Below are 26,045 nucleotides of genomic sequence, written 5' to 3'. Positions count from 1 at the left end.
TCAGCTCATCCAGTTGCCGCCGTCGACGTTGAGGGTCTGGGCGACGACATAGTCGCTGTCGTCGCTGGCCAGGAACACCGCCGCCCCCACGTGATCCTCCGGGCGGCCCATGCGGCCGTAGGGCACCGCCTCGCCCACCAGGCGCTTCTTCTCGCCCGGCGGGCGATCCTCGTAGCGGGCGAACAGGGCATCGACCTCGTCCCACATCGGCGTGTCGACCACGCCGGGAGCGATGCCGTTGACGTTGATGCGGTGCTTGATCAGGTCAAGCCCGCAGGATTGAGTCAGGCTGATCACCGCCGCCTTGGAGGCGCAGTACATGCTGACCAGCGCCTCGCCGCGCCGCCCGGCCTGCGAGGCCATGTTGATGACCTTGCCGCCCTCGCCGCGCGCGACCATGCGCGCCGCCACCGCCTGCAGGGTGAAGAAGGTGCCCTTGACGTTGACCCCGAACTGCCGGTCGTAGCTGGCCTCGCTGACCTCCAGCACCGGCGCCATGTCGAACACCGCAGCGTTGTTGACCAGGATGTCGATGGGCCCCAGCTGCGCCTCGACGGTGTCGATCATCGCCTCACGCGAGGCCGCGTCGCAGACGTCGAGCGCCACCGCCATCACCGGTGCGTCGCTGCCGCGGACGGCCTTGAGCTCGGCCACCGCCCGCTCGGCGGCGGCGAGATCGATGTCGGCGATCGCCACGCGGGCGCCCTCCTCCAGATAGCGGGTGGCGATGGCCAGACCGATGCCGCGCGCCCCGCCGGTTACCACTGCCGTACGCTTGTCGAGTTTCATGGAATGTCCTTGTCGATGGTGGCGTCGTCACCCGCGGCGCTGCCGCCAGCGGGCGACGCAGTCGCCGAGTTGCGTCATGTGCGTGAGCACGTCCCGGGCGCCGGCCTCGCGCAGCCGCTCGGCGTGGCCGTCCTCGATGTGGCTGGCGCCGGTGAAGCCGATGACCGTCATGCCCGCGGCCCGGGCCGCCTGCGCCCCCGAGACACTGTCCTCGACCACCAGGCAGTCGCCGGGCGCGACATCGAGGCTGCGCGCCGCCAGCCGATAGACATCCGGCGCCGGCTTGGGACGGGCCACCTGCTCGGCGGTGAACAGCGGCGCCTGCCCCAGCCGGGCGTCGAGCCCGGTGCTGGCCAGCGAGGCCAGCACCCGCCGCCGGCTGCTGTTGGAAACGATCGCCAGCGGCAGGTCGAGGGCGTCGATCGCCTCGGCAACCCCGGCCATGGCCTCGAGCTCCTCGGCCAGGCGGGCCTCGATCGCCGCGTCGATACGCGCCAGGGCATCGCCGGGCAGGCGGTGGGCGCTGAGCCCTTCCAGGTGCTCGAGGATCGCCGCCGTGGTCATGCCCAGCGCCAGGCGCAGCTCGTGCTCGGCGGCGAGGTCGGGCAGCCAGGCGGCGAGGCGTTCGCGCAGCACGCCCTCGGCGATCGCCTCGCTGTCGACCAGCACGCCGTCGCAGTCGAAGATCAGCAGATCCACGTGCGCCTCCTCAGCGGTCATTGCCGGACGGCGAGGCGCGGTTCTCCTTGCGCTCGACGTTGACCAGCGGGTGACGCTCGAGGCTCGCCAGCGCCAGGCCGTCTTCCGCGAACAGGTGCGCGCGGCCCGGCTCGAAGCTGAAGCGAACCTCGTCGTGGACGCGATGGCTGACGTCACCGTCGGCCACCAGGATCCATTCGCCGCCATCGGCGTCCAGATACAGGGAGGTGACCCCGCCGAGGCGCTCGATCACCACGATCTTTCCGCTCAGCGGGCCGCGGTCATCGAGGGTCAGGTGTTCGGGGCGGATACCCAGGGTCAGGGTATCGCCGGACCGACAGTCGCTGCCGTCGACCGGCACCCGGCACTCGCCGCCACCGGGCAGGCGTACCGAGACGCCCTCGGCGTTGGCGTCGAGCACTTCGACATCGGCGAAGTTCATCTTCGGCGAGCCGATGAAGCCGGCCACGAATCGGTTGCGCGGGTGGTGGTAGAGCTCCATCGGCGAGCCGACCTGCTCGACCACTCCGCCCTGCAGCACGACGATCTTGTCGGCCATGGTCATCGCCTCGATCTGGTCGTGGGTGACGTAGATCATGGTGGCGTCGAGCTCGTCGTGCAGGCGCGCCAGCTCGATGCGCATCTGCACGCGCAGCGCGGCATCGAGGTTGGAGAGCGGCTCGTCGAACAGGAAGATGCTGGGATTGCGCACGATCGCCCGGCCAATCGCCACGCGCTGGCGCTGGCCGCCAGACAGGGCCCTGGGCTTGCGATCGAGGAGGTTCTCGAGCTGCAGGATGCGCGCCGCCTCGAGCACCTTCTGACGGCGCTCGGCCTTGGACACGCCGGCCAGGCGCAGGCTGAAGCCCATGTTGTCCTCGACGGTCATGTGCGGATAGAGCGCGTAGCTCTGGAAGACCATCGCCAGACCGCGTTCGGCCGGGCCGACCTCGTTGATGCGCTGGCCGTCGACCTTGATGTCGCCGCTGGAGGCGCTCTCCAGCCCGGCGATCATGCGCAGCAGGGTCGACTTGCCGCAGCCGGAAGGCCCGACGAAGACCACGAATTCCCGGTCCTTGACCTCCAGGTCGATCCCCTTGATGACCTGGGTGTCGCCGAATTCCTTGACGATGTTGTTGAGTTCGAGCGTTGCCATGGTGAATTCCTTGTTTGACGGCGCCGAAGGTCAGGCCACGGACCCTCTGTTTCTGCCTGTATTCGAGAGCTCCAGCCGAGGATCGGCGATGCCGCATCGTCGAAGCCTATTTCACCGCACCGAAGGTGAGACCGCGAACCATCTGTTTCTGGGTCATCCAGCCCAGGATCAGGATCGGCGCGATGGCCATCGTCGAGGCGGCGGAGAGCTTGGCCCAGAACAGCCCCTCGGGGCTCGAGAACGAGGCGATGAAGGCGGTCAGCGGGGCCGCGTCGGAGGTCGTCAGGTTGAGGCTCCAGAAGGCCTCGTTCCAGCTCAGGATCACCGACAGCAATCCAGTGGAGGCGATGCCCGGCAGGGTCAGCGGCATCAGCAGGTAGAGGACCTCCTGCAGGGTGCCGGCACCGTCCATGCGGCCCGCCTCGAGGATGTCCCTGGGCACGTCCTTGAAGAAGGTGTAGAGCATCCACACCACGATCGGCAGGTTCATCAGCATGTAGACGATGGTCAGCCCGGTCAGGCTGTCGAGCAGCCCCAGATCGCGGAAGATCAGGTAGATCGGCATCAGCACCCCGACCGGCGGCAGCATCTTGGTGGAGAGCATCCACAGCAGGGTGCCGCGGGTGCGCGGCGTGGGCAGGAAGGCCATCGAGTAGGCCGCCGGGACCGCCACCAGCAAGGCCAGCAGCGTCGAGCCGACCGAGACGATCACGCTGTTGAGGGCGAACTTGACGTAGTCGGCCCGCGCCATGACCTCGTGATAGCCGGCCAGGGTCGGGTCGAAGAACAGGCTCGGCGGCGTGGCCACCGCCTCGCCCTCGGTCTTGAAGCTGGTGAGGATCATCCAGAAGATCGGGAAGAACACCACCAGCGCGATGAACCAGGCCAGCAGCGTGAGCACGAGTTTCTTGGAGAGTGTCTGATTCATGGTCCACCTCAGGTCTCGAGATTCTTGGCCACGGTGCGGACCAGGAAGATCGCCACGATGTTGGCCAGGACGATGGCGATGACGCCGCCGGCCGAGGCCCCGCCCACGTCGAAGTCGAGCAGCGCGCGGATGTAGATCAGGTAGGCCAGGTTGGTCGAGGCCAGCCCCGGGCCGCCCGAGGTGGTGACGAAGATCTCGGCGAAGATCGTCAGCAGGAAGATCATCTCGATCATGATCACCACGCTGATCGCCCGCTTGAGGTGCGGCAGGGTGATGAACCAGAAGATCGCGATGGGGCCGGCACCGTCCATGCGCGCCGCCTCGACCTGATCGTCGTCAAGGGACTGGATGGCGGTGAGCAGGATCAGCAGCGCGAACGGCAGCCACTCCCAGGAGACGATGATCACGATCGAGGTCAGCGGCAGCGACGAGAACCAGTCGACGGCGTGGAAGCCGAACAGGTTGAACAGCCAGGCCAGTACCCCGTTGACCGGGTGCATCATCATGTTCTTCCAGATCAGCGCGCTGACCGTGGGCATGACGAAGAACGGCGCGATCACCAGCAGCCGGGCGATGCCGCGGCCGAAGAATTCCTGCTGGAAGAGCACCGCCAGCAGCGTGCCGCCGACCACGGTGATCGCCAGCACCCAGCCGACCAGCAGCAGGGTGTTGCCCATCGCCGTCCACAGCGCCGGGTCGGTGAGCAGGTAGGTGTAGTTGTCGAGTCCGGCGAAGCCGGAAATCATCGGGTTGAGAAGGTTGTAGCGCTGGAAGGAGAACCACAGGGTCATGCCCAGCGGTACCAGCATCCACAGCAGCAGCATGGACACCGCGGGCGCCTGGAGGAAGAGCGTACGCATCCCTCCGACGGTGCGGCCGGAAGCTCTATCGCGCATGGCTGAACCCATCTGAAAACGTGACTGGGGAAAGGGGCCGGGGGCGGGCCCCGGCCAAGGACACGGCACGCAGGCCGTGCATTTGCCTGATCAGTAGTAGCCGGCCTGGCGCATGGTGCGATCGGCGGCACGCTGGGCGGCGCTCAGGGCCTGATCGACGCTGCGCTGCCCGGCCAGGGCGGCGGCGATCATCTGGCCGACCTGGGTGCCGATGGCCTGGAACTCGGGAATGTCGGCATACTGCACCCCGGTGTAGGGCACCGGCTTGGCGCTCGGATCGGTGGGATCGGCGGTCTGGATCGCCTTGAGCACGAAGTCGGCGAAGGGCGCCGCCTTCTGGTAATTGGCGTTCTGATATGTGGATTCACGGGTGCCCGGCGGCACGCTGGTCCAGCCCTTCTTCTCGCCCACCAGCTTCACGTAGTCCTTGGAAGTCGCCCAGGTGATGAAGGTCTGCGCGGCGTCCTTGGCGTGGGACGATTTGGGAATCGCCAGCGCCCACGACCACAGCCAGTGCGAGCCCTTGGGCGTCTCGGCGATCGGCGCCGGGGCGAAGCCCAGCTCGTCGGCGACCTGGGATTCGTCGGGGTTGTAGATGCGCCCCGCGGCGGAGGTGGCGTCGACCCACATGCCGCACTTGCCGCTGGAGAACAGCGCCTGGTTCTCGTTGAAGCCGTTGGAGGTCGCCCCCGGCGGACCGTAGTTGTTCATCAGGTCGACGTAGAAGTTGATCGCCTTGTGCCAGGCCGGCGAGTCGATCTCGGGGTGCCAGTCCTCGTCGAACCAGCGGCCGCCGTAGGTGTTCACCAGGGTCGACAGGAAGGCCATGTTCTCGCCCCAGCCCGGCTTGCCGCGCAGGCAGATGCCGTAGACGCCGTTGTCGGGGTCGTTGACCTGGCTCGCCCAGTCGTGCACCTCGTCCCAGGTCGGCTGCTCGGGGACCTCGATGCCGGCCTTGTCGAACAGGTCCTTGCGGTAGTACATCATCGAGCTCTCGCCGTAGAACGGCAGCGCGTAGAGCGAGCCGTCATGGCTCAGGCCGTCGCGGATCGGCTTGAGGATGTCGGCCTTGTCGTAGTCCTCGGGCAGGTTGTCGAGCTGGGTCAGCCAGCCCTGCTTGGCCCAGATCGGGACCTCGTAGGTGCCGATGGTCATGACATCGAACTGGCCGCCGTCGGTGGCGATGTCGGTGGTCAGGCGCTGACGCAGGACGTTTTCCTCGAGCACCACCCAGTCGAGCTTGATGTCCGGGTGGGCCTTCTCGAACTCGTCGGTCAGCCCCTGCATGATGATCATGTCGTTGTTGTTGACCGTGGCCACGGTGATGGTCTCGGCATTGGCGGAGACGGAAGCCAGGGCCATGGCTCCCGCCAGCGGAATGATGGCGTGCTGTAACCGCATGTCGCGCTCCTTGGAGGAGATTGTTGGGCTTGTTTTTGATCAATCTACTCAATGACCTTTCAAATGATCATTTACGACCCCAAAAAAAGCAAACCGCCGCCCTTAGACTTTGGCCGCACGTCGCCCGACGAGGCCGCGCTCGTCGGCCGCGGCGTCACGGCTCCCCCTGCTCGAGAATGTAGCGCGCCGCCGCCTCGTCGGTGACCAGGCCCTGCAGCCAGCCGCCGCGCAACGCGGCGAGAATCGCCGGCCCCTTGTCGCGCCCGCCGGCCAGCCCGACCAGCGTCTGCCCGGCGAGCCGCTCCAGCGGCAGGCTGGTGATCCGTCGGGTGATCGGACAGTCGATCAGTTCGCCGCGGGCGTCCATCGGCCAGCCCAGCAGCTCGCCCACCGCCCCCGCCTCCAGCAGCTCGGTCAGTTCCGCCGCGCTGATGAAGTGGTCCTGAAAGAGCGTGGCCTGCGGATCGATGCGACCGATGCCGATGAAGCCGGCCTCCGCCTGCATGGCCACCGCACTCACCGCCTGGACCAGGTGCTGGGCGAGCAGCGCCTCCTTCTCGGTCACCGAGGCGGCGACCACCGGCGCCGGCAGCAGGAAGCGCTCGGCGCCGGTCTTGTCGGCGAGCACCATGACGCCGTCGTAGCGGTTGGCCGAGCCGTCGCGGGCGACGTTGCCCACCAGCGAGACGAAGCGGTGCTGCGGGCGCTCGAGGCGGCTGAGCGCCTCGACCGTGGCACGCACCACCCGCCCCGTGCCCAGCGACAGGGTCAACGGCTGGTCGCGATCGATGTAACGCGACAGCCGCTCGGCACCGGCCAGGGCGAGGAAGGCCGCGCTGTCGTCGTGATGCTCGGGGTCGGCGGGCACCACGTCGCAGAAGGCCAGACCGAACCGCGACACCAGCGCTTCACTCATGGCCATGCAGTTGGCCAGCGGGTGGTCGATGTGCACCTTGACCAGCCCTTCCTGACGCGCCAGCGCCAGCAGGCGCTGCACGCCGGGGCGCGACACGCCCAGCTGGCCGGCGATCTCGTCCTGGGTGCGTCCGCCCACGTAGGAGAGCCAGGCGGCGCGCGCCGCCTGGTCGAGCTTGCGTTCGTACTTGTCCATGCCGCAGAGAATCCTCCTGGCGAGTGATTTCGGCCATCAGGCTGACGAATGCGGCGATACCCTACACCACGCCGGGCCTCAGCGCCGCCCCGGCGCTCGCCCGCCGGGCAGCACGGCCCGGGCCGCCAGGCCGCCGAGCGAGGCCGTCTCGAGGCTCAGCGAACCGCCGTAGAGACCCATCAGGTCCTCGACGATCGCCAGGCCCAGCCCCGAGCCCGAGCGGTGCTCGTCGAGGCGGGCACCACGGGCCAGGGCCGCGCGACGCTGTTCGGCGGTCATTCCCGGGCCGTCGTCCTCGATGCACAGTACCACCGTGCCGGCCTCCTCGTGCAGGCTCAGCCGCACCCGCGAACGCGCCCAGCGCAGGGCATTGTCGAGCAGGTTGCCGACCAGCTCCTGCAGGTCCTGCGGGTCCATGCGCACCGTCAGTTCGGGATCGAGCTCGCGCTCGAGGGCGATCCCGCGACGACCGGCCAGCCGTGCCAGGCCGTCGACCACCGGGGCGACCGCCTCGCCGACCCGGACCCGGCCGGTGAGTGTCGAGCCACCCGCCGCCGAGGCTCGGGCAAGATGGTGGCGTACCGCCTCGTCGATGCGCCCCAGCTCGTCGTGCACCTGGCGGCGCTGGGCCTCGGGCAGGCGCTCGGAGACGGTCCTGAGCACGCTGACCGGGGTCTTCAGGGCATGCGCCAGGTTGCCGGCGGCACTGCGGCCGCGCTCGATCAAGCGGCGATCGCGCTCGAGCACCTCGTTCATGGCCCCGGCCAGTTCGCTGAGCTCCCCGGGCAGACGGGTATCCAGACGCTCGCCGGCGCCGGACTCGACGCGCTCGAGATCCGCATGCAGGCGCCGCAACGGCGCCAGTCCCCAGCGAATCTGCAGCGCCAGCCCGCCGAGCAGCAGCGCCCCCAGCGCCAGCAGCGACAGGCCCAGCAGCCACTCGAAGCGCGCCACCTCGGCATCGAGTTCCTCGCGGGAGACGGCCACGCTGACGTGCAGCGGGCGCGGCCAGCCCGGCAGCCGCACATCGCGCTCGATGACCCGCAGCAGTTCGCCGCGCGGCCCCCGGATATTGCGCACACTGACCCCGTCGACCGTCGTCACCGGCAGCCGCTGGTCCCACAGCGAGCGCGAGACCAGCGCGGTGTCGTGGCGGTCGGTGACCTGCCAGTACCAGCCGGAGAACACCCGCTCGAAGCGCGCATCGCCCAGCGAGCGCGTCATCGTCAGCTGGTCGTGCTGGGCATCGTAGCCAAGGTCCGCCAGCACCACCTGCAGCAGCGAGGACAGCCGCTGATCGAAGGCGGCGGTCGCCGATTCGCGGAAGTTGTAGGCCAGCCCCAGCCCGGCCAGCGGCAACACCACCAGCACCAGCGCCAGCGCCGCGGCGAGCAGCCGCTGGCCCAGCGTCCAGCCGGCCGGCCGCGCCAGCCAGGCGCGCAGGCGTGCCGTCACCCCTCGTCCTCGAGGGCCACGGCGCGATAGCCCTGACCGCGCAGCGTCTCGATGCGCCCGCTGCCCAGCTTGCGGCGCAGCCGGCTGATCTGCACGTCGATGACGTTGGAGTCGGGCTCCTGATCACGGTCGTAGACGTGTTCGGCGAGCTCGGCACGGCTGACGATGCGCGGCGCGGCATGCATCAGGTAGGCGAGCAGCCGCGACTCCTGCGCGGTCAGCGTCACCGGCCGCCCGGCGACGCTGACGCTGGCGGAGTGAGTGTCGTAGGTCAGCTCGCCGAGCGTCAGCACCGGATGCGCATGGCCGTGGCTGCGCCGTACCAGCGCCCGCAGGCGGAACAGCACCTCGGCGGTCTCGAACGGCTTGGTGACGTAGTCGTCGGCACCGGCGGAGAAGCCCGCCGCCTTGTCCGACCAGCGCTCGCGGGCGGTGAGCACCAGCACCGGCAGGTCGATGGCGGCGTCGCGCCACTGCCCCAGCCAGCGGGTGCCGTCGCCGTCGGGCAGCCCCAGGTCGAGCACCACGGCATCGTAGCGCTCGGTGCGCACCAGGAAGTCGGCCTCGCCGCCGGTGCCGGCGATCTCCACGAGCAGGCCGGCATCGCGCAGGGCCTCGCCGAGCGCCTCGGCCAGTGCCCGATCGTCTTCGACCAGTAGAATCTTCATGGTGTTGTCAGCGTCGCTTCATGGCTTCGATATCCGGCCCCCGGCTGTCGACCAGCTCGCCGGTCGCGGCGTCGAAGACGAACTCGACCAGCTGTCCGTCGGGGCCGATCATCTCGATATCGTAACGGATGGCGTCGTCCTCGTGCTCGAGCTCGACCTCGAGAATCTGCCCCGCGTAGCGCTGCTGCAGCCAGTCGAGCACGCCGGGCAGCGCCACCAGCCGACCGGCGCGGACGGCGTCGTGCAGGCCGTGCCAGTCATCCTCGGCCGCGGCCGGGGGCAGGCTGACCAGCGTCGTGCCCAGCACGACGACACCGGCCGCCAGGATGCGGTTGCATGCGTTCATGGCCCCCATCCTGCCAGCGCCCGCCTGAACGCCTGATGAATCGTCCGGCCGCATGAACCCACCATGAATGCATTCTTCAGCTCACGGCAAGGTGGCGCGGCGTACAACGGGTCATGACGCCGACGGTCACCGCCCGGCGGACCGACGCATCGGCATTCGTTGCACGACAAGGAGACTCGCCATGACACCCCTGCGCCTGATGATGCTCCCCGTCGCCTTCACCGGCGGACTTTCCGGCCTGGCCCTGGCCGACGAGGGCGGTCTCGCCTCCGACAGGCTCGACGCCCTGCTCGCCCGGGGCGAGCCGCAGGGTCACCTGGCCTATCGGCAGCTCGATGCCCGTCCCGGCCATCTGGCACTGGAGGGGCGGCGCGACGACGCCTGGCAGGCCTCGACCGAGCGGCTGGTGCGCGACGGGTCGCTGACCGGCCGGGTCGACGGCATCGCCGGCTGGCAGCTGTCCGGCACCGCATTCACCCGCGCCCTCGACGCGGCCCGTCACGCCCCCGTGCAACAATTGGCGTCTCTCGCTGTCGACGCCACGGGCCATGCCGAACTCGACAGCCCGACGGCTTCCATTGACGCGGCCTGACCGCGCCTCGACCTCCTTACCGGCTACCGGAGTGAACCATGACGGACCATCACGACACCCTCAATGCGCGCAGCCAGCGTCACAATGCCGCCTGGCAGGCGGCACGCAACTGGCAGCAGCGGGCGCATCGCGCTCGCCCGTCGTCGGCCACCGGCGGCCTGCGGCTGGTCGTCACCTGGCTGCTGTTCGGCGCCCTGATGGTGCTGGGCTCCCTGCTGGGGCTGGTCTTTCTGGTGGCGGGCTGGCTGATGATGCCGCTGATTCGCCATCGCCTGAAGAAACAGGCCGAGGCCTACCGGGCCGGCCATGCCCGCGATATCGGCGGCAATACCGCCTACCGCCATGACGCCGACCACAGCGGAAATCACCAGGTTCTCGAGGGCGACTACCAGGTACGGGGGCCACGCGACTGAGCGCACGCTGCGAGTGTCACTACCGGCCCGGGCAGCGTGACGGTGCGAGGCAACAAAAAAGGCCCGCGCAGGGGTTGCGCGGGCCGAGGCACAGGGAAGCGGATGCCGTGGAAACGCCATCCGGGCGTCCGGCGTGGATCCCGGACCCGGAAAGTCTCGCCCGCCGCGACTTATAGTTCCAATACATTGTCAGAATAGGAAAGATAGCCATTTCGCATCACCGGCGATGCGAGGTCTCCGAGGCCGCCACCGAGTCGTCGGCCGGCTCCGCGGGCGGCGCCTCGTCCGGCGGATCCGGCGGCGCCATTTCCGGGTAGCGTCGCGCCAGCATTTCCCGCAGGGTCCGGACCTCCTCGTTGAGGACCGCCACCTGCTGGTTGAGATGGCGCATCATCTCGCGGTCCGCGCGGTGCTGGCGCGACTCGCGTTCGCCCTGGTCGGCCAGGAACAGCGAGCTGATATAGGCCGCGAAGCTGCCGAACAGCCCCACCCCGCAGACCATCAGCAACACCGCCACGACCCGCCCCAGCGTCGTCACCGGATAGTAGTCGCCGTAGCCTACCGTGGTCACCGTGACGATCGCCCACCACAGCGCCTCCTCGGCGGTGTCGATCGGGCTGTCGGGATTGGGGCTCTCGACCAGCAGCATGGTCAGCGCGCCGAACGCCACCAGCAGCAGCGTCGCCGTGGCCGCCGAGGCGAAGAAGCCCTTGGCGCGATTGCGGAAAAGGATCCGCCAGATCAGCTGCATCGACTTCAGCGCTCGCAGCAGCCGAATCAGCTGCACCACACGGAACGCCTTGGCCCCCATCAGCCAGCCGGCGGGGACGCTCGCCAGCAGGTCGATCCACCCCCAGCGCATGTAGTGCCACTTGTTCTTCGCCGCGCGAAAGCGCAGGCAGAAGTCGATGAAGAAGCACACGCAGACCAGCAGGTCGATGTACTGCAGCAGGCGCGAGACTTCCGGCGAAAGCGTGAAGAAGGTATCGGCGATCAGCGCGCCGAGCACGTAGAAGGACAGGACCAGGATGAACAGCTGAAACGGCGTGATGCGATCTTCCATGGGCGGCGCAAGCGACTCCGGGGCGAGTGATCGAGGGTCCGGGCATGTTCGCAGGATACCCCCGTCGCCCGCCCCTGACGACCCGCCGGCCCGGCTGCCGGCGAATCGGAAGCGCCATGCCTGCCCTCCTGGTCACTCCAGGGCTTCGTAGGGCAGCCCCACGTAGTTCTCGGCGATGGTGGTCAGCCCAGCCCGCGAGCGAGTGTAGTAGTCGAGTTCGGCCTGCTGGATGCGCCGGTTGAAATCCTCTTCCTCGGAGAAGGTGTGCAGGTTGGAGGTCATCCACCAGGAGAAGCGCTCGGCCTTCCAGATACGCCGCAGGCAGACCTCGGAGTAACGGGCGATGAGGTCGTCGCGCCCCTCGTGATACACCTTGACCAGCAGCCGGTAGAGCGTGCTGACGTCACTGGCGGCCAGATTGAGCCCCTTGGCACCGGTCGGCGGCACGATGTGCGCGGCGTCACCGACCAGGAACAGCCGGCCGTGCTGCATGGGCTCGGCGACGAAGCTGCGCAGCGGGGCGATGCTCTTCTCCAGCGAAGGCCCGGTGACCAGGTTGGCGGCGACGTCGTCGGGCAGGCGCGAGGCCAGCTCGTTCCAGAAACGCTCGTCGGACCAGTCCTCCACCTTCTCGTCGGCATCGACCTGGACGTAGTAGCGGCTGCGGGTGGCCGAACGCATGCTGCACAGCGCGAACCCGCGGTCATGGGTGGCGTAGATCAGCTCGTCCGAGACCGGCGGCGTGTCGGCCAGCAGGCCCAGCCAGCCGAACGGGTAGACCCGCTCGAAGGTCTTGAGCCGATCGGCGGGAATCGAGCGCCGCGAGATCCCGTGATAGCCGTCGCAGCCGGCCACGTAGTCGCAGTCGAGGCGCAGCGTCTCGCCGTCCTTCTCGAAGGTCACGTAGGGATGGTCGGTCTCCAGGTCGTGCGGCTGCACGTTCTCCGCCTCGTAAATGGTGGTGGCACCGACCTCCCGACGCGCCGCCATCAGGTCGCGGGTGACTTCCGTCTGGCCGTAGACCATCACCCGCTTGCCGCCGGTGAGCTCGGCCAGGTCGACGCGCACGCGACGGTTGTCGAAGGCCAGCTCGAAGCCGTCGTGGGGCAGCCCCTCGGCGTCCATGCGCTCATCGACCCCGGCCTCGCGCAGCAGGTCGACCATGCCCTGCTCCAGCACGCCGGCACGAATGCGGCTCAGCACGTACTCGCCGCTGCGCCGCTCGAGAATCACGTTGTCGATACCCCGGCGCTGCAACAACTGCCCGAGCAGCAAGCCGGACGGACCCGCCCCGATAATGGCCACCTGTGTCTTCATGATTCTGCCTCCATAGCTGCACTCGCCACGGCAAGCTCGGCCGCGGCGTCGATGAATTGCATTTTTCATCGATTCCGCATCCCGAGTAAGGCAAAATCCCTGTCCAGCCTTGGACTTTTACAAGAACCACCCCTGACTTTGGTCGGAGCTTCCACGAACGGTACGCCATGCAGAACTCGCCGGACGACCGCGTCCCCGTCTTTCAACTCTACGGCGAAACCGGCCGCTGGCCGACGCCCGACCTGCTGCACTGCGAGTCGATCGCCGCGTGCAGCCGCCTGCACGACTGGCACATCAAGCCGCACCGCCATGCCGATCTGCTGCACCTGCTGCACATCCGCCACGGCGAGGTACGCCTCACCCTCGAGGAGGACGAACGCCGCCTCGACGGCCCGCAGGTCATCATCGTGCCGCCGGTGGTGATCCACGGCTTTCGCTTCTCGACGGACACCGACGGGCACATCATCAGCCTGGCGCCGCCGCTGGCCGGCCACCTGCGCGAGCGCCTGGCAGCACTCGGCGAGGTCTTCTCGCGGGCGGCTCACTACCCACTGGCCGACCAGCCGGAGGCGAGCCCCATCGCCACGCTGATCGAGACCCTCGTCGGCGAGTATCACCGCCCGGCCCCCGGGCGCGAGCCGCTGCTGCATGCCCTGATGCAGGCACTGGCGGTACAGGTGGCCCGACGCGCGTCACGGCGGCGCACGCGGCACGCCACACTGCGTCAGGACCGGGGGCGGGCGCACCTCGAACAGTTCCTGGCACTGATCGACGACCACTACGCCGAGCAGCCCACCATCGACGACCTCGCGGCCCGGGTGGGCATCACCAGTGCGCACCTCAACACCCTGTGCCGCCGCCTGGCGGGGCGCAGCGCCCTGCAGCTGCTGCACGAACGCCTGCTGCTCGAGGCCAAGCGCCAGCTGACCTACACCAACATGACCATCGGCCAGATCGCCGACCAGCTGGGCTTTTCCGAGCCGGCCTACTTCACGCGCTTCTTCAAGCGCCTGAGCGGGCAATCGCCCAAGGCCTTCCGACAGTCGCGTTGAATGGCAAATTTGCGGATCGCCAAGGAGTGCCGCCTTGTGGCCGACCTCTTTGAGAAAACAGGACGCGGCGATATCGTTGGCTCACCCCATCCCCCGCTTTCTCGACGCATTTCCAGGAGTGACCGTTCATGATGTTGACACGCCGATCCTTCCTTGCTGCAACGTCTCTGGCAGGAGGTGCTGCATTGGTGGGCCCTTTTGCCTGGCGCCAGGCAATAGCCAACGAGCCCAGCGAGCTGAAGATTCCCGAGCTGATTGATGCTCGCAATCACGGCCAATCGATTTCACTGAAGGCGCAACCGGGGAAAACCTCGTTCTATCCTGGGCGAGAAAGCGAGACGCTTGGCTATAACGGAAGCTATCTTGGCCCGACGCTACGCGTCCATCGTGGCGATGACGTCGAGGTCGCCGTCAGCAATACCCTGGGTGAGGATACCACCGTTCATTGGCATGGCTTGCTGATTCCCGGCGAGCTGGATGGCGGCCCCCACCAGCCCATCGCGAATGGAGCTACCTGGCGGCCGGTACTGCCTATCCGTCAGCCGGCCGCAACCCTGTGGTATCACTCGCATGCCTATGGCCGCACTGCGGAGCAGGTCTATGCCGGTCTGGCCGGCCTCATGATCGTGACCGATGACGAGGAAAAGGCCTTGGGGCTTCCCTCGGAATATGGCATCGATGATATTCCCCTGGTACTTCAGGACCGGCAGTTCGAGGATGGCGTCCTTACGATTCCACAGGGCATGATGACGATGATGCATGGGCGTCAAGGCAACACCCTGGTGGTGAATGGAACGGTCAACCCATTTGCCCGAGTCCCTCGCCGGCTGGTGCGGCTGCGTCTGCTGAACGGGGCCAATGCAAGGTTCTTCAACCTGTCCTTCTCGGACGGCCGATCCTTTCACTGGGTGGCTTCCGAAGCTGGCCTGCTTGAGAACTCCGTTGAATTGCGCTCACTACACCTGGCACCAGGCGAGCGGGTTGAAATCCTGGTCGACTTCTCCGATGGGCGTCCTACGACTCTGGAGACAGGACAGAACAGCAGTACCTCCATGATGAGGTCACGCAGCGCCGGCGCCGAAAAAGAGGCCGTTGTCAGATTCGAACCCCAGGGCGCTGAAGCCTCCCCCATCCAGATTCCAGAACAGCTCTCGAGCCATGCACACCTCGAGGCCTCCCAGGCCATCCGGCGGCGCCACTTCGAAATGACCATGGACATGAGACAAATGATGAGCGGCAGATCGGGAAGTTTCGGCATCAATGGGCGCTCTTTCGACAGGGGACGGATCGATCAGCGCATCGGCCTCGGCGATGTAGAAATCTGGGAAGTCTCATCAGCGATGATGGTGCACCCGTTCCACATTCATGGCGTGCACTTTACCGTTCTGAGCCGAAACGGCTCGCTTCCGGATGTTCGAGACCAGGGCCTCAGGGACACCATCGTGGTTCAGGAACCCGTCGAACTGCTCGTGAAATTTACACAGCCGGCGGAAACCCTCCCCTTCATGTATCACTGCCATATCCTTGAGCACGAGGATAACGGGATGATGGGGCAGTTCTCCGTAAGCTGAAGCTGCTCGAGGCCGGCCGTTCAAGACTGGTCGGCCCATGGATCACGGCAGATACAGCACCGCCGCCCCACTCCTGAGGCGGGGCGGCGGTTCGACAATCACGCGAGGGCAATCAGTGGCGCTTGAGATGCTCGGCGTGGTAGCGCAGGTGCTCTTCGATGAAAGTCGCGATGAAGAAGTAGCTATGATCGTAGCCCGGCTGACGACGGAGTGTCAGCGGATGATCATGCTTCTCACAAGTAGCTTCGATACGCTCAGGCATGAGCTGTTCGTCGAGGAAGTTATCCGCTTCGCCCTGATCGATGAACAAAGGCTGGCGCGAGGCCCCCTTGGCAATCAGTTCGCAGGCGTCGTATTGCGTCCATTTGCCATGATCCTCGCCGAGATAGGCCGTGAAGGCCTTCTGCCCCCAGGGTGAGACGATGGGATTGACCACCGGGGCGAATGCCGAGACCGAGGCGTAACGTCCAGGTTGACGCAAGGCCAGCACCAGCGCGCCATGACCGCCCATGGAATGTCCACTGATGGCTTCCCGCCCGTTGAGCGGGAAATGCTGACGTGCCACCGAAGGCAGCTCCTCGGTAACGTAGTCGTACATGCGATAGTGCTTGGACCACGGCGCCTGATTAGCATTGACGTAGAAGCTCGCGCCGGAGCCGAAGTCATAGCTATCGTGCTCACCGGGGAGATCGGTGCCGCGAGGGCTGGTATCTGGACAAATAATGGCCATGCCAAGCTCAGCTGCCACGCGTTGCGCGCCCGCCTTTTGCATGAAGTTTTCGTCGTTGCAGGTCAGTCCCGAGAGCCACCACAACAATGGCACCTTGTCGGTTTCCGCCTGAGGCGGCAGATAAATGGCGAAGATCATATCGCAGTCGAGCGCACGTGAGTGGTGCTTGTAGCGCTTCAGCCAACCGCCGAACGACTTGGTGGCGGAGACCAGCTCCAGCGATTCGGACATGGTCATGGTTCTCTCCCTAAGAAACCGACGGCATCGAGCCGCCGGCGGATGGAACGACGTCGGGGCGCGCCCGGCCGCGACGAATCACCACAGGCACATACCAAGCGCCTGTCGCGCGGTACCGGGCGCGACGAATCAATAGTGCAGCACGGTACGGATGCTCTTGCCGGCGTGCAGCAACTCGAACGCTTCGTTGATCTCCTCGAACGCCATATCTTGGGTGACGAACTCATCGATCTTGAGCTTGCCGTTCATGTAGTCGTCGACGTAGCCCGGCAGTTCGCTGCGGCCCTTGACGCCACCGAAGGCGGAACCCTTCCAGACGCGCCCGGTGACCAGTTGGAACGGCCTTGTGGAGATTTCCTCGCCGGCCCCGGCCACGCCGATGATGATCGACTCACCCCAGCCCTTGTGGCAGCACTCCAGCGCCGAGCGCATGACGTTGACGTTGCCGATGCACTCAAAAGAGTAATCGACGCCGCCATCGGTCAGGTCGACGATGACCTGCTGGATCGGATCGCTGTAGTCCTTGGGATTGACGAATTCCGTCGCCCCGAACTGACGTGCCAGGTCGAACTTGTCCGGATTGACGTCGATGGCGATGATCCGGCTCGCCTTGGCCATCTGCGCGCCCTGGATGACGGCCAGGCCGATGGCACCGAGCCCGAACACGGCAACAGTGGCACCCGGCTCGACCTTGGCGGTATTCATCACCGCGCCGATGCCCGTGGTGACACCGCAACCCAGCAGGCAGATCTTGTCCAACGGCGCCTCGGGCGAGACCTTGGCCAGCGAGACTTCCGGCAGCACGGTATATTCGCTGAACGTCGAGCAACCCATGTAATGATGCAGCGATTGGCCGTTTTTGGAAAAGCGCGAGGTGCCATCGGGCATCACGCCTTTGCCCTGTGTCGCGCGAACCGAGCTGCACAGGTTGGTCTTGCCCGAGAGGCAGAACTTGCACTGGCCACACTCGGCGGTATACAGCGGAATGACGTGATCGCCAGGCTTGAGGCTGGTGACGCCCTCACCGACTTCCTGAACGACGCCTGCCCCTTCGTGACCCAGCACCGCCGGGAAATTGCCCTCCGGATCGGCCCCGGAGAGGGTAAAGGCGTCAGTATGGCAGACGCTGGTCGCCTTGATCTGCACCATGACCTCGCCGGCCTTGGGACCCTCGACGTCGATCTCGGCAATCTCCAGCGGCTTGCCGGCTTCCCAAGCGATAGCGGCGCGTGATTTCATCAGGTATTCTCCTTCGTCGATCGTGGCGGCGCGCGAGGCACCAGCAAAGGCAATCCAGGCGCGCGGGGTTAACCCCTCCAGTCTAGGCAATCGGCGCGCCTGGATAAATGCTTACGACGTCACAACATTATTGCCATGGAGCAACAATGCAGCGCTGGGATCGCATCGAAGCCTTCATCGAAGTTGCCCGACTGGGCACGTTTTCCGCCGCGGCCCGTCATCTGCAGGTTTCCACGTCCCATGTGAGCCGCTTGATCGGGCAACTCGAAAGCCAGCTCGGCACGACGCTCTTGTATCGCACCACGCGCCAGACGCGCCTCACCGATGCCGGCGCGCTCTACTACCGGCATTGCCGCCACCTGTTCGACGGTTTTCGCGAGGCCGAGGAGGCCATCGTCGACTTCCAGTCTCGGCCCAAGGGCACCTTGCGGCTGACCTGTGCCACCACCTTCGGCGAGCGCTACATCGCCCCGCTGGTCAACGATTTCCAGCGCTTGCATCCACAGCTCGAAGTCGACATGCACTTCACCAACCGTCAGGTCGAGTTGATCGAGGAAGGTTTCGACGTTGCCATTCGCATGGGCGTGCTGCGTGACTCGAGCCTAATCGCACGGCGGCTATGCGAGCGTCGCGAATACGTCGTCGGCGCGCGGGAATACTTCGAGCGCGCCGCACCGCCACATTCGTTGGCCGAGCTGTCTCATCACAACTGCCTGCGCGGCTCCCGCGATAGTTGGCTGTTCGAGGTCAACGGTCAGCGCCGGGAAGTCCGCGTCGAGGGCCGCTGGCGTGCCAATTCAGGGCCGGCGTTGCTCGATGCGGTCTTGAAAGGGTTGGGGCTGGCGCAGTTACCGGATTACTACGTGGCGCCGTACTTGGCGCACGGGCAACTGGTGCCGGTGTTGGATGCCTATCAATTCACCGACACCGCGGTGTGGGCGATCTATCCGCGCCACCGGCACCTCTCGCCCAAGGTGCGTCAGTTCGTCGATTTTCTAGTCGATCACCTGCCGGCGACGCTTCAAGGGGAAGGTTCATTCCCCCGATAACGGTCCCAGACCATCGCGCAGGTACCTTCCGGCGAACTCGCCCTCACGCGCCAGTGCGTCGGGGTCGAGCAGCTCCACCCACTGGCGGTCACGCAGCAGGATGCCCTTTTCGCGAAAGCCGCTCAGGGTGCGGCTGATGTGTACCGAGGTCAGTCCCAGCGCATCGCCGAGCTGCTGCTGCGACAGCGGCAGGCGAAAGCGCCGCGAGGAATGCGGCATGATGCGCTGCAGGCGCATGTACATTTCGTAGATCAAGTGCGCGATCTTTTGACGCGCGCTGCGCCGTGCCAGATTGACCAGGCGCTCGGTCAGCAGGGCCTGTTGATGCGAGGACACGGCGAAGAAGATCATCGACAGCGTGAAGGATTCGCGAAACACCTCTATCAAGCGCCGATGCGGGAAGTCACAGACGACACCGTCGTCGATCATCGTCACGCCCGCCAGACGTTCATGAAAGGCGAACTCGCGCAGACCGATGACGTCGCCCGGCAGGTAGATCTCCAGAATCTGACGCGAGCCGTCCTCCATATCCCGGAAGGAGTATGCCCAGCCCTTGGAAAGCGTGCAGAACCGACCCGCCGGATCGTCGGTCTGCCAGAGTGACTCGCCACGGGCGACCTCACGTGGCTCACGCTCCAGCGAATCCAGCAAGGCCTCATCGCTGTCGGATAGATTGGCGTAGTGCCGAAAATGGCGGATGATGCAGCTATCGTTTTCGCTCATGAGCGACCTTTTATCTTCTCGATCCCTAGATGGTGCGTCGGGCATCCAGAAGAACGCCGGTGCCCGACATGTTCCGACGAAATAAAACCATACCAGGCGCGACGGCGCGATCCCGAAACAAAAAAAGGACGCCGAGCGGCGTCCCAAAGGGTTGATCGAGCAAGCAGGCTTCAGCATTCGATGGCATTGACCGCCAGGCCGCCGCGGGAGGTCTCCTTGTACTTGTCCTGCATGTCACGCCCTGTATCGCGCATGGTGCGGATGACCCGGTCGAGAGAAACGAAGTGCTCGCCATCGCCGCCAAGCGCCATCTGCGCGGCGTTTATCGCCTTCACCGAGGCGATGGCATTGCGTTCGATGCAAGGGACCTGCACCAGGCCCCCGATGGGGTCGCAGGTCAATCCCAGGTTGTGCTCGAGGCCGATCTCGGCGGCGTTCTCCACCTGGGCGGGCGTTCCGCCCATGACCTCGGCCAGTCCGGCGGCGGCCATCGCGCAGGCCGATCCGACCTCGCCCTGACAGCCGACCTCGGCGCCGGAAATCGAGGCATTCTTCTTGCACAGAATGCCGATCGCTCCCGCCGCCAGCAGGAAGTCGACGACATCGCGCTGGCAGGCACCGGGCTGGAAACGCATGTAATAGTGCAAGACCGCCGGCACGATGCCCGCCGCCCCGTTGGTTGGCGCGGTGACCATGCGCCCGCCGGCGGCGTTTTCCTCGTTGACCGCCAGGGCGAAGACGTTGACCCAGTCCATGGCCGAAAATGTCGAGGCGATCACGCTAGTGTCGTCTTTGGCCGCTTGCAGACGCCGATGCAGCGCACTGGCACGGCGCTTGACGTTGAGCCCACCGGGCAGGACGCCATCGTGACGCAGGCCGTTGTCGACGCAGGCTTTCATCGCCTCCCAGATATGCCACAGCGCATCGCGGACGCTGGCCTCGTCGCGCCAGGCCTTCTCGTTCTCGAGCATCAGCTCGGAGATGCGCAACCCATGGATGCGGCACAGCGACAGCAATTCATCCGCCGTCGCAAAGTCATAGGGCAACGTGGTGGTGTCGGTATCCAGCGCGCCATTGGCGGCCTGGGCCTCATCGATGACGAAACCGCCGCCGACCGAATAATAGGTGTTGCGATAGCACTCTCCGTCGTGCGCATGCGCGATCAGGCGCAGCGCATTGGGATGATAGTCGAGCGAGTTCTCGTGCCATTGCATGTCCCGCGACCAGGGAAACGATACCGGCACCTGGCCGCCCAGCAGCAGGGTCTGCGATTCGTGCAGTTCCTCGATGCAGGCGGGCACGATGTCGGGGTCGATACTCTCGGGACGCTCGCCCATGAGCCCCATGATCACCGCACGGTCCGTACCATGGCCTACGCCGGTGGCGCAGAGCGATCCGTGAAGATGAACCTCGACGCGAGTCACGCGCGACAACGCATCGCGGGCACGCAATGCCTCGACGAAATCGTGAGCGGCACGCATGGGACCCACGGTATGCGAACTGGACGGGCCAATCCCCACCTTGAACAGATCGAATACACTGATGGCCACGTTGCCTCCCTTGTCGTCGCGACAGTCGGATGAATCAGATTGGCTAAACCCGGCGCCAAAGCACCGCCATTGACTCTAGGTTGCGCGGCGTTTATACGGAGGACAACGGAGAATTCCTGGCCACCCCTTTAGAAACACTAAATCATGAGCCGTACCCTCAACGCCCAGACCCACGCCTGGCTGAAGGTCTTCGCGGTCAGCGCCCGCCATTTGTCCTTCACCCGGGCCGCCGAGGAGCTGCACGTCACCACCGGCGCGGTCAGCCAGCAGATCAAGCAGCTCGAGGAGCGCCTGGGCTTCAAGCTGTTCCGCCGCCTGCCGCGGCGCCTCGAACTGACCGATGAAGGCCGACGCCTGGCCGGCGTGGTGGACGACGCCTATCAGGCGGTCGGCCAGGAGGTCCGGCGCCTGCGTTCGGGGGTGATGAGTGGCGTGCTGCGCCTGCGCTGCGTGCCCTCCTTCCTGGCCAAGTGGCTGATGCCGCGCCTGCCACGGCTGCAGGCGCGCTTTCCCGACATCGAGCTGCACGTCAGCGCCGAGGACAGCAACCTGTCGCTGCGCGATGGCGACTTCGACCTGGCCATCGACCTCAACGACGGCCACTACCCCGGGCTCTCGATCACCCCGCTGATGGACGAGGTGATCTTCCCGGTCTGTGCACCAGGCCTGATGCGCGGCCGGCCGCCGCTGCGCCGCGCCGAGGACCTTGCCTGGTACCCGTTGCTGCACGACGTGACCGCCTGGCGCGGCAGCCACGACTACGCCGAGTGGGAGCACTACCTCACCGCGATCGCCGCGCCGCACATCAACGTGCGCCGCGGCTACACCTTCAACCGCAACCAGCTGACCATGGAGGCCGCCATCAGCGGCATGGGCGTGGCCATCGCCCGACGCACGCTGATCACCACCGAGCTCAAGACCGGCGCGCTGATCGCCCCCTTCCCGGAGCAGGTGGCCACCGACAAGCGCTACGGCATCGTCCATGCCCCCGGGGCGCTGGACGACCGCCGCCTGCGCGCCGTGCACGACTGGCTGGTCGAGGAGGCCCGGCGCCACCAGGACGCCGTGGGATGCTCATGAAAAACGCCCGCGAGACAGGCTCGCGGGCGTCGAGGGAGGCTGCAGCGGCGTCGGCCGTGTGGCTCACTCGTCGAGGAAGGAGCGCAGCGGCTCCGAGCGCGACGGGTGGCGCAGCTTGCGCAGCGCCTTGGCCTCGATCTGACGGATGCGCTCGCGGGTGACGTCGAACTGCTTGCCGACCTCCTCGAGGGTGTGGTCGGTGTTCATGTCGATGCCGAAGCGCATGCGCAGCACCTTGGCCTCGCGCGCGGTCAGACCGCCCAGCACGTTGCGGGTCGCCTCGATCAAGCCTTCGCCGGTCGCGGAGTCGATCGGCAACAGCATCGTGCCATCCTCGATGAAATCGCCGAGATGCGAGTCGTCGTCGTCGCCGATCGGAGTCTCCATGGAGATCGGTTCCTTGGCGATCTTGAGCACCTTGCGCACCTTGTCCTCGGGCATCTCGAGACGCTCGCCCAATTCTTCCGGTGTCGGCTCGCGCCCCATCTCCTGCAGCATCTGCCGCGACACGCGGTTGAGCTTGTTGATGGTCTCGATCATGTGCACCGGAATACGGATGGTGCGCGCCTGGTCGGCGATCGACCGCGTGATCGCCTGACGAATCCACCAGGTGGCATAGGTCGAGAACTTGTAGCCACGACGATACTCGAACTTGTCCACCGCCTTCATCAGGCCGATGTTGCCTTCCTGGATGAGATCCAGGAACTGCAGGCCGCGGTTGGTGTACTTCTTGGCGATCGAGATCACCAGGCGCAGGTTGGCCTCGACCATCTCCTTCTTGGCGCGGCGCGCCTTGGCCTCGCCGATGGAGAGCCGGCGGTTGACCTCCTTGATCTCGCTGACCGGCAGCTGGATCAGCTCTTCCTCGAAGGCGATCTTGCGCTGGGCACGCTGGACGTCGCCGCGGAACGGCCCCAGCTTGTCGGCATAGCGCGGATTGTCCGCCAGGAAGGCGTCGAACCACTCGAGCCGCGACTCGTTGCCCGGGAAGGACTTGATGAAGGTCTTGCGCGGCACCTTGCCCTTCTTGACGAAGAGCTGCAGGACCGCCTTCTCCTGCTCGCGGACCTGCTCGACGCTGATCCGCACCTGACCGACCAGCCGCTCGAAGTGCTTGGGCACCAGCTTGATCGGCGAGAACAGCTCGGCCAGACGTGCCTGCTCGGCATTCGCCTCGGCCGAACCGAGGCCGTGCTTGGCGATGGCCGCCTTGGCCCGCTCGTTCTGCTCGCGGATCTGCTCGAAGCGCGCCCGCGCCTCTTCCGGGTCCGGGCCGCCCTCGTTGCTGCTGGAATCGTCCTCGTCGTCCGCCTCGTCGGCGTCGCCGTCATCGTCGCTCTCGCCGTCGTCGAGGTCGGCCACCGGCTCCTCCTCGGGAACCTCCGCCTCGGCGACCCCCGGGATGCCCTCGTCGGGGTCGATGAAGCCGGAGAACAGGTCGGACAGGCGGCCCGGCGCCTCCTCGTCCTGGGTCGCGTCGTAGGCCTCGAGGATCGAGTCGACGGCACCCGGCAGATAGGCGAGCGAGGACATCACCTCGCGGGTGCCCTCCTCGATGCGCTTGGCGATCTCGATCTCGCCCTCACGGGTCAGCAGCTCGACGGTGCCCATCTCGCGCATGTACATGCGCACCGGGTCGGTGGTGCGACCGACATCGCTCTCCACCGCCGCCAGCGCGGCCACCGCCTCCTCGGCGGCGGACTCGTCGGTGGAGTGGTCCGCCATCATCAAGGTGTCTTCATCAGGGGCTTCCTCAACGACATTGATACCCATGTCGTTGATCATGCCGATGATGTCTTCCACTTGGTCCGGGTCGGCGATATCCTCGGGGAGGTGGTCGTTGACCTCGGCATAGGTCAGGAAGCCCTGCTCCTTGCCGCGCGCGATCAACTCCTTCAGACGTGACTGCTGTGTATTTCCAGCCATAGAAACCCTATATCGACGAAGAAGAATGGAGCACCTGAACGAAAAGGCGGTGAAAATCGAGTAAGCCCGCTAGTATAGCGGATTAGCGCCCTGCCCTGCCACTTTTTCTATTTGCGCCGCATTTCAGGTGTGTTAGTTTGTCCGGTTACGTTGCCGTTCGCTTTTCCTTTAGATGGGGGAAGCGGGCAATAATTCAACCCCCCCGCCCGCTCGACCGTCGCGCCCGCGACCGGCTCACCGGTTGAGCGACATCAGCAGCTCCATGAGCCGCTGCTTCTCTTCCCGGGACAATCGCTCGCCGCCACGCTCCTTGGCCAGCAACGCCGCGTACTCGCTTTCCGGCGTCTGCCGCGAGCGTCGCCGCCGAAAGTGGGCGACCAGCCCGTCGATCTCGGTGGCGCGCGCGCTGCGCGGGATCAGCAGCTCGCGACGCGCCAGCGCCTCCAGGTGCTGCCCCTCCCGCGTGCCGTGGAAGTGCGCCAGCAGCACCTGAGGGCTGCGATAACGCCCGGCGCGGAGCAGCTCGATCACCTCGCGGCACAGGGCGCCGTCGCCGTCGCCCTCGGTGCACCAGTCGAGCTCGTCCGGCAGGCGCTCGACCAGCGTCGGCTCGTGCACCAGCAACTGCAGTACCCGGTCGAGCATCGACAGCGCCCCGGCCAGCCGCGGCCCGGGCTGCGACACCGGCGCCATCGGCCCCGTCGCCGGCTCGGCGGGCTCGCCCGCCGCCTCGGCAGCGCCCGCCGGCGCGTCCGCCATCAGCGCTGTGAAGCGCGCCTGCTCGATGCCGGTACGCTTCGACAGCTCGCCGAGCAGCAGCGACTTCAGCACGCCCTCCGGAAGCCGCTTCAGCGCCGCCAGCACCGTACTGGCGAAACGCTCGCGTTCCTCGATGCGCTGCAGGTCGCGCCCCTCGGCCGCCTGCTCGAACAGGAACTCCGACAGCGGCATGGCACAGGTGATGCGATCGCGGAACGCCTGCGTCCCCTCGCGTCGCACCAGGCTGTCGGGGTCCTCGCCGTCGGGCAGGAACAAAAAGCGCACCTGGCGACCGTCGATCATCTGCGGCAGCACCGCCTCCAGCGCGCGGCGCGCGGCCTGGCGCCCGGCGGCATCGCCGTCGAAGCAGAACACCACCTCGCCGACCAGCCGGAACAGCCGCTGCACGTGCTCCTCGGTGACCGAGGTGCCGAGCGTGGCGCAGGCGTTGCGAATGTCGAACTGCGCCAGCGCCACCACGTCCATGTAGCCTTCCACCACCAGCAGTCGCTCGAGCCGGCGATTGGCCTGACGCGCCTCGTGAAGGCCGTAGAGCTCGCGCCCCTTGTGGAAGACCGGGGTCTCCGGCGAGTTGAGGTACTTGGGCTTGGCGTCGCCCAGCACGCGCCCGCCGAACCCCAGGGTGCGCCCCTTCCAGTCACGGATCGGGAACATCACCCGGTCGCGGAAGCGATCATAGACGCGCCCGCTGTCCTCGCGCTGCACGAGCAGACCGTACTCGACCTGCACGGCGTCATTGATGCCCTGGTCGTGAAGGTGACGCCGCAGCGCCTCCCAGCCGTCGGGCGCGTAGCCGATGGCGAAGTCGCGCAGCACGTCGGGCGACAGCCCGCGTCGCTCGAGATACTCGCGCCCGGCTCGCCCCTCGCTCATGGTCAACCGCTCGCGAAAGAAGCGCGTCGCCAGTTCCAGCAGATTGACCCCTTCTCGGCGCTGGCGTTCCCGCGCCTGGGCGCGCGGATCATCCTGCCCCTCGCGCGGCACCTCCAGCCCCAGGCGCGAGGCCAGCTGCTCGACCGCCTCGGGAAAGCGCAGGTTGTCGTATTCCATCAGAAAGCGTAGCGCATTGCCGTGCGCGCCACAGCCGAAGCAATGGTAGAACTGCTTGTCCTGACTGACGGTGAACGAGGGCGACTTTTCCTGATGGAAGGGGCAGAGCCCGGCGTGGTTGCGGCCCGCCTTCTTCAGCTGGACGCGTTCGCCCACCACGTCGACGATATCGACGCGTGCCAGCAGGTCATCGAGAAAGCGCTGCGGAATGGGTCCGGCCATGC

General features: G+C 66.4%; 24 protein-coding genes. 6 read left to right on the top strand and 18 right to left on the bottom strand.

Annotation, left to right across the window (positions count from 1 at the left end; genetic code table 11):
* The 10 genes from G7A98_RS14580 to G7A98_RS14535 all read right to left on the bottom strand — a co-directional run bounded on the left by G7A98_RS14580 (position 1) and on the right by G7A98_RS14535 (position 9,449).
* Positions 1–789: an L-iditol 2-dehydrogenase gene (locus G7A98_RS14580; RefSeq protein WP_163650405.1), complete on the bottom strand. Its 789-nt coding sequence runs from the start codon at positions 787–789 to the stop codon at positions 1–3.
* Positions 790–816: 27 nt separating this feature from the next.
* Entirely contained in the window at positions 817–1,488 is a 672-nt protein-coding gene (locus tag G7A98_RS14575) for an HAD-IA family hydrolase (RefSeq protein WP_163650404.1), read from the bottom strand.
* Positions 1,489–1,498: 10 nt separating this feature from the next.
* Positions 1,499–2,644, bottom strand: a complete 1,146-nt coding sequence (ugpC, locus tag G7A98_RS14570) for a sn-glycerol-3-phosphate ABC transporter ATP-binding protein UgpC (protein WP_163650403.1) — start codon at positions 2,642–2,644, stop codon at positions 1,499–1,501.
* 106 nt (positions 2,645–2,750) lie between these two features.
* The gene (locus G7A98_RS14565) at positions 2,751–3,572 is read right to left on the bottom strand and encodes a carbohydrate ABC transporter permease (protein ID WP_163650402.1); all 822 of its coding nucleotides are present in this window, start codon (positions 3,570–3,572) and stop codon (positions 2,751–2,753) included.
* Positions 3,573–3,580: 8 nt separating this feature from the next.
* On the bottom strand, positions 3,581–4,432 hold the full coding sequence (locus G7A98_RS14560; RefSeq protein ID WP_205596284.1) for a sugar ABC transporter permease: 852 nt from the start codon (positions 4,430–4,432) through the stop codon (positions 3,581–3,583).
* Between the two features lie 126 nt (positions 4,433–4,558).
* Positions 4,559–5,869: a sugar ABC transporter substrate-binding protein gene (locus G7A98_RS14555; RefSeq protein WP_163650400.1), complete on the bottom strand. Its 1,311-nt coding sequence runs from the start codon at positions 5,867–5,869 to the stop codon at positions 4,559–4,561.
* Positions 5,870–6,023: 154 nt separating this feature from the next.
* Positions 6,024–6,980, bottom strand: coding sequence for a sugar-binding transcriptional regulator (locus tag G7A98_RS14550; RefSeq protein ID WP_163650399.1), 957 nt, complete (start codon positions 6,978–6,980; stop codon positions 6,024–6,026).
* Between the two features lie 78 nt (positions 6,981–7,058).
* Positions 7,059–8,435 carry a HAMP domain-containing sensor histidine kinase gene (locus G7A98_RS14545; RefSeq protein WP_205596283.1) on the bottom strand — a complete coding sequence of 459 codons (1,377 nt, stop codon included), beginning with the start codon at positions 8,433–8,435 and terminating at the stop codon, positions 7,059–7,061.
* Entirely contained in the window at positions 8,432–9,103 is a 672-nt protein-coding gene (locus G7A98_RS14540) for a response regulator transcription factor (protein ID WP_163650398.1), read from the bottom strand. The genes G7A98_RS14545 and G7A98_RS14540 overlap by 4 nt, the downstream gene beginning before the upstream one ends.
* A 7-nt stretch (positions 9,104–9,110) precedes the next feature.
* Entirely contained in the window at positions 9,111–9,449 is a 339-nt protein-coding gene (locus tag G7A98_RS14535; RefSeq protein WP_240464761.1) for a PepSY domain-containing protein, read from the bottom strand.
* Between the two features lie 181 nt (positions 9,450–9,630).
* Here G7A98_RS14535 and G7A98_RS14530 point away from each other — a divergent pair, with 181 nt between their 5' ends.
* Positions 9,631–10,041, top strand: a complete 411-nt coding sequence (locus G7A98_RS14530) for a hypothetical protein (RefSeq protein ID WP_163650396.1) — start codon at positions 9,631–9,633, stop codon at positions 10,039–10,041.
* Between the two features lie 38 nt (positions 10,042–10,079).
* The gene (locus tag G7A98_RS14525; protein WP_163650395.1) at positions 10,080–10,454 is read left to right on the top strand and encodes a hypothetical protein; all 375 of its coding nucleotides are present in this window, start codon (positions 10,080–10,082) and stop codon (positions 10,452–10,454) included.
* Between the two features lie 217 nt (positions 10,455–10,671).
* Here G7A98_RS14525 and G7A98_RS14520 read toward each other — a convergent pair whose 3' ends face one another.
* Positions 10,672–11,517, bottom strand: a complete 846-nt coding sequence (locus G7A98_RS14520; RefSeq protein ID WP_163650394.1) for an ion transporter — start codon at positions 11,515–11,517, stop codon at positions 10,672–10,674.
* 132 nt (positions 11,518–11,649) lie between these two features.
* Entirely contained in the window at positions 11,650–12,834 is a 1,185-nt protein-coding gene (gene pobA, locus G7A98_RS14515) for a 4-hydroxybenzoate 3-monooxygenase (RefSeq protein WP_163650393.1), read from the bottom strand.
* 167 nt (positions 12,835–13,001) lie between these two features.
* Here pobA and G7A98_RS14510 point away from each other — a divergent pair, with 167 nt between their 5' ends.
* Together G7A98_RS14510 and G7A98_RS14505 are read left to right on the top strand one after the other, a co-directional pair.
* A complete protein-coding gene (locus G7A98_RS14510) occupies positions 13,002–13,886 on the top strand; it encodes a helix-turn-helix domain-containing protein (RefSeq protein ID WP_163650392.1) in 885 nt (294 codons plus the stop codon).
* Positions 13,887–14,014: 128 nt separating this feature from the next.
* Entirely contained in the window at positions 14,015–15,457 is a 1,443-nt protein-coding gene (locus tag G7A98_RS14505; protein ID WP_205596282.1) for a multicopper oxidase domain-containing protein, read from the top strand.
* 112 nt (positions 15,458–15,569) lie between these two features.
* On the opposite strand, the gene fghA is transcribed toward G7A98_RS14505, so the two are convergent.
* Together fghA and G7A98_RS14495 are read right to left on the bottom strand one after the other, a co-directional pair.
* A complete protein-coding gene (gene fghA, locus G7A98_RS14500; protein ID WP_163650391.1) occupies positions 15,570–16,424 on the bottom strand; it encodes an S-formylglutathione hydrolase in 855 nt (284 codons plus the stop codon).
* Between the two features lie 129 nt (positions 16,425–16,553).
* Positions 16,554–17,663, bottom strand: coding sequence for an S-(hydroxymethyl)glutathione dehydrogenase/class III alcohol dehydrogenase (locus G7A98_RS14495; protein ID WP_110062489.1), 1,110 nt, complete (start codon positions 17,661–17,663; stop codon positions 16,554–16,556).
* Positions 17,664–17,809: 146 nt separating this feature from the next.
* Between G7A98_RS14495 and G7A98_RS14490 the strand changes: the two genes are divergently transcribed.
* Complete coding sequence (locus G7A98_RS14490) at positions 17,810–18,712, top strand: LysR substrate-binding domain-containing protein (RefSeq protein ID WP_110062490.1); 903 nt, start codon at positions 17,810–17,812, stop codon at positions 18,710–18,712.
* Here G7A98_RS14490 and G7A98_RS14485 read toward each other — a convergent pair.
* Both G7A98_RS14485 and G7A98_RS14480 read right to left on the bottom strand, forming a co-directional pair.
* The gene (locus tag G7A98_RS14485) at positions 18,698–19,435 is read right to left on the bottom strand and encodes a Crp/Fnr family transcriptional regulator (protein WP_163650390.1); all 738 of its coding nucleotides are present in this window, start codon (positions 19,433–19,435) and stop codon (positions 18,698–18,700) included. The two genes, G7A98_RS14490 and G7A98_RS14485, sit on opposite strands and share 15 nt — an antisense overlap.
* 170 nt (positions 19,436–19,605) lie before the next feature.
* Positions 19,606–20,985 (bottom strand): L-serine ammonia-lyase, encoded by a 1,380-nt coding sequence (locus G7A98_RS14480; RefSeq protein ID WP_110062492.1) that lies wholly within the window; start codon positions 20,983–20,985, stop codon positions 19,606–19,608.
* Between the two features lie 144 nt (positions 20,986–21,129).
* Here G7A98_RS14480 and G7A98_RS14475 point away from each other — a divergent pair, with 144 nt between their 5' ends.
* Complete coding sequence (locus G7A98_RS14475; RefSeq protein ID WP_163650389.1) at positions 21,130–22,065, top strand: LysR substrate-binding domain-containing protein; 936 nt, start codon at positions 21,130–21,132, stop codon at positions 22,063–22,065.
* A gap of 63 nt (positions 22,066–22,128) precedes the next feature.
* Here the strand turns inward: G7A98_RS14475 and rpoD are convergent, their stop codons facing one another.
* Together rpoD and dnaG are read right to left on the bottom strand one after the other, a co-directional pair.
* Entirely contained in the window at positions 22,129–23,991 is a 1,863-nt protein-coding gene (gene rpoD, locus G7A98_RS14470) for an RNA polymerase sigma factor RpoD (protein ID WP_163650388.1), read from the bottom strand.
* 234 nt (positions 23,992–24,225) lie between these two features.
* Positions 24,226–26,043 (bottom strand): DNA primase, encoded by a 1,818-nt coding sequence (gene dnaG, locus G7A98_RS14465; protein WP_163650387.1) that lies wholly within the window; start codon positions 26,041–26,043, stop codon positions 24,226–24,228.
* Positions 26,044–26,045: the final 2 nt, after the last annotated feature.

The sequence above is a fragment of the Modicisalibacter sp. 'Wilcox' genome (genome assembly GCF_010993675.1).
GTDB lineage: Bacteria > Pseudomonadota > Gammaproteobacteria > Pseudomonadales > Halomonadaceae > Modicisalibacter > Modicisalibacter tunisiensis.
This window is presented reverse-complemented; position numbering and strand designations above follow the sequence as displayed.

What these genes read in the sequence shown, in the direction of transcription:
- G7A98_RS14580 (WP_163650405.1), bottom strand. Translation starts at nt 789, where the DNA reads ATGAAACTCGACAAGCGTACGGCAGTGGTAACCGGCGGGGCGCGCGGC.
- ugpC (WP_163650403.1), bottom strand. Translation starts at nt 2,644, where the DNA reads ATGGCAACGCTCGAACTCAACAACATCGTCAAGGAATTCGGCGACACC.
- G7A98_RS14565 (WP_163650402.1), bottom strand. Translation starts at nt 3,572, where the DNA reads ATGAATCAGACACTCTCCAAGAAACTCGTGCTCACGCTGCTGGCCTGG.
- G7A98_RS14560 (WP_205596284.1), bottom strand. Translation starts at nt 4,432, where the DNA reads ATGCGTACGCTCTTCCTCCAGGCGCCCGCGGTGTCCATGCTGCTGCTG.
- G7A98_RS14555 (WP_163650400.1), bottom strand. Translation starts at nt 5,869, where the DNA reads ATGCGGTTACAGCACGCCATCATTCCGCTGGCGGGAGCCATGGCCCTG.
- G7A98_RS14550 (WP_163650399.1), bottom strand. Translation starts at nt 6,980, where the DNA reads ATGGACAAGTACGAACGCAAGCTCGACCAGGCGGCGCGCGCCGCCTGG.
- G7A98_RS14540 (WP_163650398.1), bottom strand. Translation starts at nt 9,103, where the DNA reads ATGAAGATTCTACTGGTCGAAGACGATCGGGCACTGGCCGAGGCGCTC.
- G7A98_RS14535 (WP_240464761.1), bottom strand. Translation starts at nt 9,449, where the DNA reads ATGAACGCATGCAACCGCATCCTGGCGGCCGGTGTCGTCGTGCTGGGC.
- G7A98_RS14530 (WP_163650396.1), top strand. Translation starts at nt 9,631, where the DNA reads ATGACACCCCTGCGCCTGATGATGCTCCCCGTCGCCTTCACCGGCGGA.
- G7A98_RS14525 (WP_163650395.1), top strand. Translation starts at nt 10,080, where the DNA reads ATGACGGACCATCACGACACCCTCAATGCGCGCAGCCAGCGTCACAAT.
- G7A98_RS14520 (WP_163650394.1), bottom strand. Translation starts at nt 11,517, where the DNA reads ATGGAAGATCGCATCACGCCGTTTCAGCTGTTCATCCTGGTCCTGTCC.
- pobA (WP_163650393.1), bottom strand. Translation starts at nt 12,834, where the DNA reads ATGAAGACACAGGTGGCCATTATCGGGGCGGGTCCGTCCGGCTTGCTG.
- G7A98_RS14510 (WP_163650392.1), top strand. Translation starts at nt 13,002, where the DNA reads ATGCAGAACTCGCCGGACGACCGCGTCCCCGTCTTTCAACTCTACGGC.
- G7A98_RS14505 (WP_205596282.1), top strand. Translation starts at nt 14,015, where the DNA reads ATGATGTTGACACGCCGATCCTTCCTTGCTGCAACGTCTCTGGCAGGA.
- fghA (WP_163650391.1), bottom strand. Translation starts at nt 16,424, where the DNA reads ATGACCATGTCCGAATCGCTGGAGCTGGTCTCCGCCACCAAGTCGTTC.
- G7A98_RS14495 (WP_110062489.1), bottom strand. Translation starts at nt 17,663, where the DNA reads ATGAAATCACGCGCCGCTATCGCTTGGGAAGCCGGCAAGCCGCTGGAG.
- G7A98_RS14490 (WP_110062490.1), top strand. Translation starts at nt 17,810, where the DNA reads ATGCAGCGCTGGGATCGCATCGAAGCCTTCATCGAAGTTGCCCGACTG.
- G7A98_RS14485 (WP_163650390.1), bottom strand. Translation starts at nt 19,435, where the DNA reads ATGAGCGAAAACGATAGCTGCATCATCCGCCATTTTCGGCACTACGCC.
- G7A98_RS14475 (WP_163650389.1), top strand. Translation starts at nt 21,130, where the DNA reads ATGAGCCGTACCCTCAACGCCCAGACCCACGCCTGGCTGAAGGTCTTC.
- rpoD (WP_163650388.1), bottom strand. Translation starts at nt 23,991, where the DNA reads ATGGCTGGAAATACACAGCAGTCACGTCTGAAGGAGTTGATCGCGCGC.
- dnaG (WP_163650387.1), bottom strand. Translation starts at nt 26,043, where the DNA reads ATGGCCGGACCCATTCCGCAGCGCTTTCTCGATGACCTGCTGGCACGC.